The following is a 13,666-nucleotide window of genomic DNA, read 5'->3' as shown; positions in this document are numbered from 1 at the left end:
GGTAGTGGGTACAGGGTGTAGATGCGCCAATGTAGGAAAGCAAACAAACAACGTCCAATGCATTGTGTGTGGCGATATGATGAGTTCAAAGCATGCTCATGTCTGGTTAACCCGATGACACTGGTCCAGCTTCGACACCTGATCTCCCTTGCGCAGAGCGGCTCGTTCACCAAGTCGGCCGAGTCGTTGTTCCTGACGCAACCTGCACTCAGCCGCAGCATCCGAGCCCTGGAAGACGAACTCGGGCAGCCGTTGTTCGACCGGGTGGGTAAGCGCAGCGTGCTCACGTCCTTCGGTGCCGACGCATTGCAGCGGGCGCGGCAGCTGGTGTTCGATGCCGAAGAGCTGGCCGGCAGCGGCCGGCAGATGTGCGAAGGCCGCTCGGGCACGGTGCGCATTGGCCTGGGCTCCGGGCCTGGCGCGATGCTGATGACGCCACTGCTGAAGACGATGGCGACATCACACCCGACGGTGCACGTCGACATCGCACGCGGTCACACCGACGTGCTGATCCGCCGCTTGCGCGAACGCGAGCTGGACGCGCTGGTCGTCGACGCGCGTTCGCTGGTGCCGGCTGCCGACCTGCGCGTGGCCAGCCTGGTCGAGATGCGCGGCGCCTTCATGGTGCGCGCAGACCACCCGCTCACCCGCTGGAAAGGCCACTTGCGCTTCGACGCGCTTCGCCAGTTTCCGATCGCCTCCACGCCGCTCAGCGACGAGGTGGCGCGCACGCTGGTCGAGCGCTACGGGCCCGGCGCGCACCCGTCCGAGTGCGTCACCCTGCGTTGTGAGGAGATTGCCAGCCTGGTCGAGGTGGTGCGCGACAGCGATGCGGTGCTGATCGCCATCCGTGCCGCGGCGCCAGACCTGGTGGAACTGGCGCTGAAACCCGCGATGGGCGCCACGGCGCGCTTCGGCATCGTCACGCTGGCCCGCCGGGCTGAGCCGCCTGGCCTGCCGATTGTGCGAAAGCTGGTCGCCGACCTGATGCGTGAACAGCCCTGAAGGCAGCGCATCGACCGGATGAGGCTGTGCGCGGTGGCAAGCGTCCCGCCACGCAGGTGGCTCGGGACGAGGCATCAGGTCGTTGCAAGGCAACCCGAGCGTCACCGCCGCTCGCGGTCCGCGGCGTCGGCCACCGCCAGCGCCGTCATGTTGACCACCCGCCGCATGGTGGCCGACGGCGTGAGGATGTGCACCGGCGCGGCGGCCCCCAGCAGGATGGGGCCGATGGTCACGCCCTGGCTGGCGGTGACCTTGAGCACGTTGAACAGGATGTTGGCTGCGTCCAGGTTGGGGCAGACCAGCAGATTGGCCGCACCGCTGAGGCTGCTGTCGGCCAGCGCGCCGGCGCGGATCACCTCCGACAGCGCCGCGTCGCCCTGCAGCTCACCGTCGCACATGATGTCGGGCGCGCGCTGCACGAACAGGTTGCGGGCCGCGCGCATGCGCCGGGCCGACTCACGTTGCGAGCTGCCGTACATCGAATGCGACAGGAATGCCACCTTGGCCGGCATGCCGAAGCGCTGCACCTCGTGTGCAGCCATCAGGCCGATGTCGGCCAGTTCCTCGGCACTGGGCGCCTCGTTGACGAAGGTGTCGGTGATGAACAGCGTGTGCTCGGGCAGCATCACCGCGTTCATCGCGGCCATGGTGCGGGCGTCGGGCCGCTGGCCGATGACGGCGCGCACATGGTCCAGGTGCTGGTCGTAGCGGCCCACCAGGCCGCACAGCATGGCATCGGCCTCGCCGCGCTTGAGCATCAGGCAGGCAATCAATGTGTTGCTGCGCCGCACCGCCGCTTTGGCCGCCTCGGGCGACACGCCGTCGCGCCCCATCAGCGCGTGGTACGCCTCCCAGTAGGCGCGGAAGCGCGGATCGTTCTCGGGGTCGCACACTTCGAAGTGCACGCCGCGCTGCAGGCGCAGACCGGCGCGGGCGATGCGCATGTCGATCACCGCCGGCCGGCCCACCAGGATGGGCTGGGCCAGGCCTTCGTCCAGCACCACCTGCACCGCACGCAGCACACGTTCGTCTTCGCCTTCGGCATACACCACGCGGGCGGCATGGGTGGCGTTGGCCGACTTGGCGGCGGCAAACACCGGCCGCATCACCATGCCGGTCTGGTAGACGAAGCGGGTGAGCTGCTGGCGGTAGGCGTCCAGGTCGGCGATGGGCCGGGTGGCCACGCCGCTCTCGGCAGCGGCCTGGGCCACCGCGGGGGCGATGCGCAGGATCAGCCGCACGTCGAAGGGCTTGGGGATGATGTAGTCGGGGCCGAAGCGCAGCTCTTGCCCGGCATAGGCGGCGGCCACTTCGTCGCTGGTCTCGGCCTTGGCCAGCGCGGCGATCTCGCGCACGCAGGCCAGCTTCATCGCCTCGTTGATGGTGGTGGCGCCACAGTCGAGCGCGCCGCGGAAGATGTACGGGAAGCACAGGACGTTGTTGACCTGGTTCGGGTAGTCGCTGCGGCCGGTGGCCATGATGCAGTCGGGCCGGGCGGCCTTGGCCAGCTCGGGCCGGATCTCGGGCTCGGGGTTGGCCAGCGCCAGGATGATGGGCTGGCTGGCCATGGTGGCCACCATCTCGCCCGTCAACACGCCCGCGGCGCTGCAGCCCAGGAACACATCGGCCCCGCGCACCACCTCGGCCAGGGTCTTCTGGTCGGTCTTCTGACAGTACCGCTGCTTGCTCTCGTCGAGCTTGTCGCCGCGGCCCTCGCGGATGACGCCCTTGCTGTCGACGACGAAGATGTTGGCCGGCTTCACGCCCAGGCCCACCATCAGGTCCAGGCAGGCGATGGCAGCCGCGCCCGCGCCCGAGACCACCATCTTCACTGCGCCGATGGGCTTGCCCACCAGTTCCAGCGCATTGATCAGCGCGGCCGACGAGATGATGGCCGTGCCGTGCTGGTCGTCGTGGAAGACGGGGATCTTCAGCCGCTCACGCAGCTTGCGCTCGATCAGGAAGCACTCGGGCGCCTTGATGTCTTCGAGGTTGATGCCGCCCAGCGTGGGCTCCAGCGCGGCGATGATGTCCACCAGCTTGTCGGGGTCGCGCTCGGCCAGTTCGATGTCGAAGACGTCGATGCCGGCGAACTTCTTGAACAAACAGCCCTTGCCCTCCATCACGGGCTTGGCGGCCAGGGGGCCGATGTCGCCCAGGCCCAGCACGGCCGTGCCGTTGGTGATCACGCCCACCAGGTTGCTGCGGCTGGTGTACTCGGCCGCCAGGCTGGGGTCGGCGGCGATGTCCAGGCAGGGGTAGGCCACGCCGGGTGAATAGGCCAGGCTCAGGTCGCGCTGGTTGGACAGTGGCTTGGTCGGCGTGACCGACACCTTGCCGCGCGTGGGGCCACGGTGGTATTCACGCGCGGCATCGCGCAGGGCTTGTTCGGCAGCAGAGAGGGATTGGGGCATGTGTCTGGTGGCTCCGTCGATCAGGCTGCGGCCAGGCCGAGCAGTCGCCGCGCCTGCGCGGCGGTGGCGACCGGGCGGCCATGCTCGGCGCAAAGCTGCGCCACCTGGCGCACCAGCGCGGCGTTCGACGGTGCCAGCGTGTCGCGATCCAGGCGCACGTTGTCCTCCATGCCGGTTCGGCAGTGGCCGCCCAGTTCCAGCGACCAGCGCGCCAGCGTCAGCTGGTCCCGGCCGATGCCGGCGCCGGTCCAGGTGGCGTCGGGGGCCAGGCGCTGGAGCGTGCGCACGTAGAACTCCAGCACCTCGCGGTCAACCGGCATCGCGTTGCGGATGCCCATCACGAACTGCACATGCAGCGGACCGCGAATGAAACCCCGCTGCTGCAGGCTGGCGGCCTGGAAGATCATCGACAGGTCGAAGGCCTCGACCTCGGGCTTGATGCCGTGTTCACGCATCTCGGTGGCCAGCCACTCGACCAGGTCGGGGCTGTTGTCGTAGACGCGGGTCGGGAAGTTGACCGAGCCGGTGGCCAGCGAGCCCATGTCTGGCTTCAACAGCAGGTGCGCGCCGCGTTCGCGGCCGGCGCCGGAACGGCCGCCGGTCGAGAACTGCACGATCATGCCCGGGCAGTGCTTGCGGATGCCGTCGAACACCTGGGCAAAGCGCTCGGGCGACGAGGTGGCGGTGCCGTCGTCATTGCGCACATGCAGGTGCACCAGCGTCGCGCCGGCCTCGAAGGCCTCGTGCGTGGATTCGATCTGCTCGGCAACGGTGATCGGCACGGCCGGGTTGTCGCGCTTCTGCGGCAGCGAGCCGGTGATGGCGACGGTGATGATGCAGGGTTGGGTCATGGTGGTGGTCTTTCGTGGGCTGCCGCTCCGCGCGGGCGCGGCACCGTAGGCGGGGTTCAGCGCTGCAGCGCGCTCAGCACGGCCAGGCTCATCGCCTTCACCGCGGTCTTGATCGAGGGCTCGGGCACCGGCGCGAAGAAGGGCGAGTGGTTGCCCGGCACCGGCTTGCCGCCCGGCTGGCGCGCCGCCTCGACATCTTTCGGGTCGAGCACACCGACCAGGAAGAACATCGAAGGCACGCCGGCGCTGCCAAACTCGGCGAAGTCCTCGCTGGGCGTGATCGGCGGCATGCGCTTGACCTGGGCGCCGAAGGCGGCCTTCAGCACCGTCTCGGCCCGCTCGACCAGCCGCGCGTCGTTGACCGTGGCGTCACCGCCAGGCGTGATGGTGAGCTTCGGCTCGGGCGCGCCGGCCATCGTGGCGGTGGCCAGCGCGGTGCGCCGCAGGCCGTCACGCAGCTTGGTGCGCACCGCTGGGTCGTAGCTGCGTAGCGTGCCGCGCAGCAACGCGCTGTCAGGAATGATATTGCCGCTGGTGCCGCCCTGGATCGCGCCGACGCTGAGCACGCCGAACTGGAACGGGTCCTTCTCGCGGCTGACCACGCCCTGCACGTCGACGACGAAGCGTGACGCCATCAGCAGCGGGTCGATCGACTTGTCGGGTGCCGATCCGTGGGCGCCGCGACCGTTGAAAGTCAGTTCGAAGGCGTCGGCGTTCGACGTCACCGCGCCGACGTTGAAGCCGATCTCGCCATGTGCCATCGGCCAGGTGTGCAGTGCAAAGGCGAAGTCCGGCTTGCCGAAGCGCTGGAACAGGCCGTCGGCCAGCATCGCCTTGGCACCCCCCAGCAGTTCCTCGGCAGGCTGGGCGATGAACATCAGCGTGCCCTGCCAACGGTCCTTCAGGGCCGCCAGCGTCAGCGCGGTGCCGACCCAGCCGGCCATGTGCAGGTCATGCCCACAGCTGTGCGCGACGAAGGTCTGGCGGCCCAGGTGGTCCACCTGCACGTGGCTGGCGTAGGGCAGCCCGGTCTTCTCCTCCATCGGCAGGGCATCCATGTCGGTGCGCACCAGGATGGTCGGCCCGGGGCCGTTGCGCAGCAGGGCCACGAGGCCGGTGCGGCCGACCTGCTCGGTCACGGTGAAACCAGCGGCGCGCATGGCGGCGGCCAGCTTCGCGGCGGTCTGCACCTCCTGGAAGCCCAGTTCGGGATGGGCATGCAGGTCCTGGTACAGCTGCTCCAGCCCGGGGTAGTGGCGTGCCACCTGAGCATCGATGGCCGGCGCCAGGGCATGAGGCTGGGCCTGCGCGGCGCCGGCCGGAACCCAGGCGGCCTGCAGCGTCATCAAGGTCGGGGCCAGCGCGCGGGCCAGTCGGCCGCTGGGACGGAACAGCATGCGCAAGGTGCGAAGGGCAATCATGGTGCGGACCTGCCAGACTCTCAATCCGCCCCGCCGCCGGCAGCGGCGAGCGGCGCGACGCCGGCCGCATCGGCGTTGCGCACGGCCGTGGCCTGCACCGTCGCCGAGCGGTCGTGCTGGATCATCGCCACCGCCAGCGCAGCGAGCGCGGCAGGGATGGCGATGGCGACGAAGTTCAGCTGCAGCGGCAGGGCCATCGCCACCAGCATGCCGATCACGATCGGCGCCAGGATCGCGCCGCTGCGGCCCACGCCGGAGGCAAAGCCAATGCCTGTGGAGCGGATTGCCATCGGGTAGAACTGGCCGGCGTAGGCATAGGTGACGATCTGCGTGCCAATGGTCGATGCACCCGCCAGGCCGACGACCACGAACAGCGCGTCGGTGGGCATTGGCACGCCCAGCAGCGTGATCGACACCGCCGCCAGCAGGTACATCGAGAACAGCACCCACTTGATGTTGAAGCGGTCGGCCAGCCAGCCGCCGCCGATAGCGCCCAGCATGCCGCCGAAATTCAGCGTCAGCACGAAGGTGAGTGCCGAGCCCAGCGTGTAGCCGGCGCCGGCCATCAGCTTGGTCAGCCACGAGCTGAGCGCGTAGACCATGAACAGGCACATGAAGAACGCGACCCAGAACATCACGGTGCTGAAGCCGCGGCCGTCTTGGAACAGGTGGCGCACGGGTGCGCTGGCGGCCTGCTCGACCGGTGGCAGCACGAAGCGGTCGGCGGCGGTGGGCTGCAGACGCGGGTCCAGCTTGCCGAGGATGGCCTTCAGCTCGTCATGGCGGCCACGCTTCAGCAGGAAGGGCATGGACTCGGGCAGCGACTTCAGGATGAACGGGATCAGCAGCACCGGCAGCGCCGCAGCCAGGAAGACCGACTGCCAGCCGTGGCTCTCGATCAGGCCCTTGCCCAGCACGGCAGCCAGCATGCCACCCACCGCGTAGCCGCTGAACATCAGCGTGACGAGGGTGGCGCGCAGGCGGCGCGGCGAATACTCGGTCATCTGCGCCACGACGTTGGGCATGACGCCGCCGATGCCCAGGCCGGCCAGGAAGCGGGTGACGCTGAACCACACCGGATCGTTGGTGAGGCCCGCTGCGGCCGTGAAGATGCTGAACAGCGCGATGCAGATCGCGATCGCCCAACGGCGGCCGATGCGGTCGGCGATGGTGCCGAGGAAGATGGCACCGAACATCATGCCGAACAGGGCTGAGCTGACCATGAAGCCGGCCTGGGTCGGGTCCACGCCCATCTGCTTCATGATAGACGGCAGGGCGATACCGGCCACCGCCAGGTCATAGCCGTCGAAGATGATGATCAGGGCGCACCAGAACAGCACGAGGCCGTGGTAGCGGGTGAAGGGGGCCTCGTCGGCCACCTTGTGAAGGTCGATCTGTCGCATGGGTCTCTCTCCGGGAACTGTGTGTTGTGTGGTCTGGATGCGGCTGGGCTGGCGCGGGGTCAACCCAGGTCGCCGCCGCCCACCGGCAAGGTGACGCCGGTGATATAGCTGGCCTCGTCCGAGGCGAGGAACAGGATCGCGCCGGCCTGCTCGTCGATCGTTCCGTAGCGCTTCATCAGGCTGGACTGCACCGTCTGGTCGACGATCTGCTGATACCAGGCTTTCTCCTGCGAAGTGGGCTGCTCGGTGTTGCGCGGGATGCGCCGTGGCGGCGCCTCGGTGCCGCCAGGGGCGGTGGCGTTGACGCGGATGCCACGCTCGGCGTTCTCGAAGGCGAGGCAGGCGGTCAGCGCATTGACGCCGCCCTTGGCCGCGCCATAGGGCACGCGGTTGACGCCGCGGGTGGCGATCGACGAGACGTTGACGATCGCACCACCGCCCTGTTGGAGCATGTAGGGCAGCGCCGCATGGCAGCACCACAGCGTGGGGAACAGCGAGCGCCGTACCTCGGCCTCGATCTCGTGTTCACGGTAGTGCTCGAAGGGCTTGGCCCAGATCGTGCCGCCGACGTTGTTGACCAGGATGTCGAGCCGGCCGAAGCGTTCGGCCGTGGCCGCCATCACACGCTCAGCATCGGCGTTGCGCTCGAGGTCGGCGGCCAGCGTCAGCAGGCGCTCGGCGGCGCCGGGCAGCGTGGTCAGTTCATGGACGATCTCGGCGCGGTCCACCGCGGCCACGCGGCCGCCCTCGGCCAGCATGCGCTCGACGACGCGCCGGCCGATGCCCTGCGCCGCGCCGGTGACCACGGCCACCTTGTTGTTGAATCGTGCGGTCATGTTGGCTCCTCAGGCGCTGGCAGCGAACTTCTCGTGGTGGAAGTTCGCCGGTTTGACACCGCAGCCGCGGATGAACTGGCTCACGGCCTCGACCATCGGCGGCGGGCCGCACAGGTAGATGTCGACGTCACCGTCGTTCAGGTGCGCCGGCGTGATGTGCTGGGTGACATAGCCCTTGTTTGGGTAGGCGCTGTCCGGGCTGGCCACGCAGGCGGCGAAACTGAAGTTCGGGATGCGGCGGGCAAAGTCAGCCAGCTTGTCCATGTCGACCAGGTCGGCATCGAGCGTGACGCCGTAGACCAGGTGGATCGGGTGCGGGCTGCCGCCGTCCCGGGCGATCTTCTCCAGCATGGCGGTGAACGGCGCCAGGCCGGTGCCGCCGGCCAGCAGCAGCAGCGGGCGCTGGATGTCACGCAGGTAGAAGGTGCCCAGCGGGCCGGTCAGCGTCATCGCATCGCCGGGCTGGGCGGTGCCTGTCAGCCAGCCGCTCATGCGGCCGCCCGGCACATTGCGGATCAGGAACGACACCATGCCGTCGTTCACCAACGAGCTGAACGAGTAGGCGCGCGTCTCGGTGCTGCCGGGCAACTGCAGGTTGACGTACTGGCCGGGCAGGAAGGCGAGCTTGTCCAGCGCAGGGGCCTGCAGCGTCAGCGCGATGGTGCTGGGCGACAGCTGGCGCACCGACTGCACGTTGGCTTGCACCGCCGCCTGCGGCGTGCGGCACACCGCCGATGAAGCGGGCACGGCCACCACGCAATCGCTCTGGGCGCGCATCTGGCAGGTCAGCACGAAGCCCTGCGCGGCTTCATCTTCGCTCAGCGCGTCCTCGATGTACTCGCCCATCTCGAAGCGGCCCGATTCGGCGCGGCACTTGCAGGTGCCGCAGGCGCCGTCGCGGCAGTCCAGCGGGATGTTGACGCCCTGGCGGTAGGCGGCATCCGCCACGGTCTCGCCGGCGTTGGCGGTGATGAAGCGGGTGACGCCGTCTTCGAAGCGGAAGGCAATCTGGTGGGTCACGGGGTGTCTCCTCCATGCGGCAGCGCGGCCCCGCTGTGCAGGGCCGCGTTCAACCGGGGTTAGATGTGGTACACGTCCAGGACGTGGTGGATGTAGTCGTTCTTCAGCACCACGTGCTTGCGCCGGATGAGCGGCGCACCGCTGCTCAGGTCCAGCGTGTAGTGGCTGGTGCCGAAGTAGCTGTCCACCGTCTGGTAGCGGTAGCTCAAGGTGTGCCAGTTGAAGCGCAGCGCGATCTGCTCGCCGTGCTGCGACACGATCTCGACGTTGTGGATGTTGTGGCCGGTGCGCGGCTCGGGCATGGAGGCTGCCGAACGCTCGGTCTTGATGCGGAAGACCCGGTCTTCCAGCCCGCCCTTGTTGGCGTAGTAGATCAGCGAGATCTCACGCTGCGGGTCGGTGGTGAGCTGGTCGTCGTCGTCCCACGACGGCATCCAGAAATCCACCGCCGGGTGGTACAGGGCCAGCCAGTCGTCCCACTGGCGGTCGTCCAGCAGCCGGGCTTCGCGGTACAGGAAGGCCTGCACTTGTTCGATGGTCATCATGGTGCGCTCCTTCGGTGCGGTCAGTGGTCGCATGCGTGCTGGTGGCCGCACACCGGGTGCTCGACGCCGACCGCTTCGCGGGCTTCCTCGGCGGCGACGGCGCGCTGCATCGTCTCCAGCCAATAGCCGTGCTGCACGGTGTAGAGGCCTTCGTCCTCGGTCTTCACGCCCGACAGCTTCGGGTTCAGGCCGATTTCCTTGGCGGCGGCATCGGGGCCCTGCACCCACTGCGTGGCACCGCGGCACATGTCGTTCCAGGGCAGCGCAATGCCGGCGTAGCCCTGCTGGCAGGCGCGGAACTCCTCCAGGTCGTCGGGCGTGGCCATGCCGGTGGCGTTGAAGAAGTCCTCGTACTGGCGGATGCGGCGGGCGCGCGCCTCGGGCGTCTCGCCCTTGGGCGCGATGCAGTAGATCGTGACCTCGGTCTTGTTCACGCTGATCGGCCGCAGCACGCGGATCTGCGAGCTGAACTGGTCCATCAGGTAGACGTTCGGGTACAGGCACAGGTTGCGCGAGTGGCCGATCATCCAGTCGGCCCGGGCCTGACCGAACTGCGCGGCCAGCTGGTCGCGGATCGGGTAGGCGGGCCGGTCTTCGGGGTTGGCCCACTTGGTCCAGAGCAGCATGTGGCCGTGCTCGAACGAGTAGAAGCCGCCGCCGTTCTTGGCCCAGCTGCCGGCGTCCATCGCTTTGATGGTGTCACCAGCCGCGGCCTGCTTGCGCTGGTTGGTCGTAGCCGCGTAGTTCCAGTGCACCGAGCTGACGTGGTAGCCGTCGGCGCCGTTCTCGGCCTGCAGTTTCCAGTTGCCGTCGAAGGTGTAGGTCGACGAGCCGCGCAGCACCTCCAGGCCCTCGGGCGACTGGTCGACGATCATGTCGATGATCTTGGTCGACTCGCCGAGGAACTCAGTCAGCGGCGGCACGTCGGGGTTGAGACTGCCGAACAGGAAGCCGCGGTAGCTCTCAAAGCGGGCGACCTTCTTCAGGTCGTGGCTGCCGTCCTTGTTGAAGTTGTCGGGGTAGCCGGCGCCGTTGGCGTCCTTCACCTTCAGCAGCTTGCCGCTGTTGTTGAAGGTCCAGCCGTGGAAGGTGCAAGTGAAGCTGGTCTTATTGCCCTTCTTGTGGCGGCACAGCGTGGCGCCGCGGTGCGAGCAGGCGTTGATGATCGCGTTCAGCTCGCCCGCCTTGTTGCGGGTGATCACGATCGGCTGGCGGCCGATCTGGGTGGTGAAGTAGTCGTTGGGGTTGGGGATCTGGCTCTCGTGGGCCAGGTAGATCCAGTTGCCCTCGAAGATGTGCTTCATCTCCAGGTCGAACAGGGCTTCGTCGGTGAAGGCGCTGCGGTGCAGGCGGTAGACGTGCCGGTCGGCGTCCTCCACCAGCATGCCAGCCAGCCGATTCTTGACGGCATCGAGGGATGCGGAAGTGCTCATGCGTGTCTCCATGCCCGCCACGCGGGCCACGTTGGGGCAAGGCTTCGCCCGGCCCGGGCGCGCAGGCGCCCGGACGGGGAGGCTCTTGGGGGGTGTGGGCGCCGCGCGGGGCGGCACGGGTGCCGGGGCATGCGCCCCGGGTGTCGGTCAGGCGGCGGCGCGCGGGCGGGCGAAGTCGGTCGCCGGTGCGCTGGCCTTCTCGGCGTGCAGCGTGAAGTCGAACCTGATCTCGTAGAACGGCTTGTCCACGCCCAGGTCGTTCATCGCCGCGCGGTCGGCATTGGTGTGCACCGGCGGCACCAGGCCGTCACGCGTGCCGAAAGCGAAGTCGTCCCACAGGTGCGGATCGTTCTCGATGTTGATCTGCGTGGTCAGCTTGCGGTGGCCCGGGGCGCTGACGAAGAAGTGGATGTGCGCCGGGCGGTGGCCATGGCGACCCAGTTGCTGCAGCAGGCGCTCGGTGGCGCCGCCCGGGGGGCAGCTGTAGCCCACCGGCATCACGCTGCGGAACTTGTAACGGCCCTGGGCGTCGGCGACGATGGTGCGGCGCAGGTTGAAGGCGCTCTGGGTCGTGTCGAAGTACGAGTAGCCGCCCTTGTCGTTGGCGTGCCAGACCTCGACCTGTGCCCCGGCCACCGGCTTGCCATCCGTGCCGCGCACCACGCCCTGCATCACCACCACCTCGCCGGCGGTCTGGCCGTCGTCGAGGCGGGCTTCACCCTGTGCAACCGGCGCGCCGGCCACGTACAGCGGGCCTTCGATGGTGCGCGGCGTGCCGCCCTGCAGGCCGGCCTTGGTTTCGGCCTCGTCCAGGCGCAGGTCCAGGAAGTGTTCCAGGCCGATGCCCGGGGCGATCAGGCCCAACTCGCCGTTGCGGCCGGCTTCGGCAAAGTAGTTCAGGCCGGACCAGAACTCTTCGGACGTGATGTCCAGGTCTTCGATGGCGATCATCAGGTCGCGCACCAGGCGGCGGGTGATGGCCTTGATGCGGGGGTTGCCCTCGCCGACCACGCCGGTGGTCTCGAAACGGTCCAGCAGCTGGTCGATGGTCTTGGTATCCATGGTTGTCTCCTCGGTAGGATGTGGGTGAAGAAAGGGGTAAGTGGGCAATCAGCGGTCGTCGTCGTGGATCGACGAAGGATGGCGGCACAGCGCCGTCACGGCGATCTGCATGTACGGGAACAGCGGCAGCGTCGACAGGATCTGGTGCAGTTCGTCGACGCTGGCCACGTCGAAGACACTGACATTGGCGTAGCGGCCGGCCACGCGCCACAGGTGGCGCCAGGTGCCGGCGCGCTGCAGGTCCTGGGCGCGCTCGCGCTCGGTCTTCTTCAGCGCGTCGGCGCGCTCGGCGGGCATGTCGTGCGGCAGGCGCACGTCCATCTGGACCTGGAACAGCATGGGTGTCTCCTCTGTGGGTGTGGGAAGGGGGCGCAGGCTCAGCGGTCGCGGCGCAGGCGCGCGACCTTCTCTTCGTCGATGTCGATGCCGAGGCCCGGCTTGACCGGTATCTGCAGCGAGTAGTCGCGGTAGAACAGCGGCTCGCGGAGGATCTCCTCGGTCAGCAGCAGCGGCCCAAACAGCTCGGTGCCCCAGGCCAGGTCGTGGAAGGTGGCAAACAGCTGGGCCGAGGCCATCGTGCCCACCGCGCCCTCGAGCATCGTGCCGCCGTACAGCGCAATGTTGGCGGCCTGGGCGATACCCGCCACCTGCGCCGCGCCGCGCAGCCCGCCCGACTGGTTGATCTTGACCGCGAAGATGTCGGCCGCGCCCAGGCTGGCCACCTCGAAGGCATCGCGCGCGCCGTGCAGCGCCTCGTCGGCCATCACCGGGATGATGTTGGCCTGGGTCAGGCGCTGCAGTCCCAGCTTGTCGCGGGCGACGATGGGCTGCTCGACCATATCGATGCCGGCATCGGCCAGCTGGCGCATGCCGTCCAGCGCCTGGGTCACCGACCAGGCCTGGTTGGCGTCGATGCGCACGCTGGCCACATCGCCCAGGGCGCGCTTGATCGCGGCCACATGGGCCACGTCGTCCTTCACTGAGCGCAGGCCGATCTTCAGCTTGAAGATGTTGTGGCGGCGCAGTTCCAGCACGCGCTGGGCTTCGGCGATGTCGCGCTGGGTGTCGCCGCTGGCCAGGGTCCAGGCCACCGGGATGCTGTCGCGCACCCGGCCGCCGAAGAGTTCGCTCAACGGCACGCCCAGGCGCCGGGCCTGGTTGTCGTACAGCGCCGTCTCCAGCGCGCACTTGGCAAACCGGTTGCCCTGGATGCGGCCGCTCACCGTGGCCATCAGGCGGGCCACGCCGCGTGGGTCCTGGCCCTTCAGCAGTGGCGCGACATAGGTGTCGAGGTTGGTCTTGATGCTCTCGGGGCTTTCCTCGCCATAGGCCAGGCCACCGATGGTGGTGCCTTCGCCCCAGCCGACGATGCCGTCGCTGGTGGCAATGCGCACCAGCACCAGCGTCTGGTGGTTCATCGTGGCGACAGACAGCTTGTGCGGCCGGATGGTGGGCACGTCGACCAGGATGGTCTCGACCGAGAGGATTTCCAGTTTGGAGGTCATGGGCGCAGGGTTTGCAGGCTGGACTGCTCGGGTGGTCGACCGTTGGGCCGGGGGGTTCGGAAAGACCGGGAGCCGGGGATTCCGGAGGTCTGGAATGGAGCGAATCGTAGAAACTCGCTGGCGCCACGTCCAAGACGCTTTTAGACTGATTCGATACTTTGAAGGTATGCA

At 68.3% G+C, this 13,666-nt stretch carries 12 protein-coding genes; 1 reads left to right on the top strand and 11 read right to left on the bottom strand.

Annotation, left to right across the window (positions count from 1 at the left end; translation table 11 throughout):
• Positions 1-114 precede the first annotated feature (114 nt).
• Positions 115-1,005: a LysR family transcriptional regulator gene (locus tag FFT10_RS09415; protein WP_137732532.1), complete on the top strand. Its 891-nt coding sequence runs from the start codon at positions 115-117 to the stop codon at positions 1,003-1,005.
• 101 nt (positions 1,006-1,106) lie between these two features.
• Here the strand turns inward: FFT10_RS09415 and FFT10_RS09410 are convergent, their stop codons facing one another.
• The 11 genes from FFT10_RS09410 to FFT10_RS09360 all read right to left on the bottom strand — a co-directional run bounded on the left by FFT10_RS09410 (position 1,107) and on the right by FFT10_RS09360 (position 13,495).
• Positions 1,107-3,419 carry an NADP-dependent malic enzyme gene (locus FFT10_RS09410; protein WP_137732531.1) on the bottom strand — a complete coding sequence of 771 codons (2,313 nt, stop codon included), beginning with the start codon at positions 3,417-3,419 and terminating at the stop codon, positions 1,107-1,109.
• A 20-nt stretch (positions 3,420-3,439) separates the two neighbouring features.
• Positions 3,440-4,270, bottom strand: coding sequence for a 3-oxoadipate:acetyl-CoA acetyltransferase (locus FFT10_RS09405; protein ID WP_137732530.1), 831 nt, complete (start codon positions 4,268-4,270; stop codon positions 3,440-3,442).
• A 56-nt stretch (positions 4,271-4,326) separates the two neighbouring features.
• The gene (locus tag FFT10_RS09400; protein WP_373282489.1) at positions 4,327-5,691 is read right to left on the bottom strand and encodes an amidohydrolase; all 1,365 of its coding nucleotides are present in this window, start codon (positions 5,689-5,691) and stop codon (positions 4,327-4,329) included.
• A 20-nt stretch (positions 5,692-5,711) separates the two neighbouring features.
• Positions 5,712-7,094: an MFS transporter gene (locus FFT10_RS09395; protein WP_137732529.1), complete on the bottom strand. Its 1,383-nt coding sequence runs from the start codon at positions 7,092-7,094 to the stop codon at positions 5,712-5,714.
• Positions 7,095-7,153: 59 nt separating this feature from the next.
• Entirely contained in the window at positions 7,154-7,930 is a 777-nt protein-coding gene (locus tag FFT10_RS09390) for a 1,6-dihydroxycyclohexa-2,4-diene-1-carboxylate dehydrogenase (RefSeq protein ID WP_137732528.1), read from the bottom strand.
• A gap of 9 nt (positions 7,931-7,939) precedes the next feature.
• Positions 7,940-8,950, bottom strand: a complete 1,011-nt coding sequence (gene benC, locus FFT10_RS09385) for a benzoate 1,2-dioxygenase electron transfer component BenC (RefSeq protein WP_137732527.1) — start codon at positions 8,948-8,950, stop codon at positions 7,940-7,942.
• Positions 8,951-9,009: 59 nt separating this feature from the next.
• Complete coding sequence (benB, locus tag FFT10_RS09380) at positions 9,010-9,495, bottom strand: benzoate 1,2-dioxygenase small subunit (RefSeq protein ID WP_228027021.1); 486 nt, start codon at positions 9,493-9,495, stop codon at positions 9,010-9,012.
• A 20-nt stretch (positions 9,496-9,515) separates the two neighbouring features.
• Complete coding sequence (gene benA / locus FFT10_RS09375) at positions 9,516-10,928, bottom strand: benzoate 1,2-dioxygenase large subunit (RefSeq protein WP_137732525.1); 1,413 nt, start codon at positions 10,926-10,928, stop codon at positions 9,516-9,518.
• 147 nt (positions 10,929-11,075) lie between these two features.
• Complete coding sequence (catA, locus tag FFT10_RS09370; RefSeq protein WP_137732524.1) at positions 11,076-11,990, bottom strand: catechol 1,2-dioxygenase; 915 nt, start codon at positions 11,988-11,990, stop codon at positions 11,076-11,078.
• A 48-nt stretch (positions 11,991-12,038) separates the two neighbouring features.
• Entirely contained in the window at positions 12,039-12,329 is a 291-nt protein-coding gene (catC, locus tag FFT10_RS09365; RefSeq protein ID WP_137732523.1) for a muconolactone Delta-isomerase, read from the bottom strand.
• 38 nt (positions 12,330-12,367) lie between these two features.
• Positions 12,368-13,495, bottom strand: coding sequence for a muconate/chloromuconate family cycloisomerase (locus FFT10_RS09360; protein WP_137732522.1), 1,128 nt, complete (start codon positions 13,493-13,495; stop codon positions 12,368-12,370).
• Between the last annotated feature and the right edge of the window lie 171 nt (positions 13,496-13,666).

This window comes from Pseudaquabacterium pictum (assembly GCF_005403045.1).
GTDB lineage: Bacteria > Pseudomonadota > Gammaproteobacteria > Burkholderiales > Burkholderiaceae_C > Pseudaquabacterium > Pseudaquabacterium pictum.
Note: the sequence above shows the minus strand (reverse complement) of the source record. Positions and strands in the feature narration are given on the sequence as shown.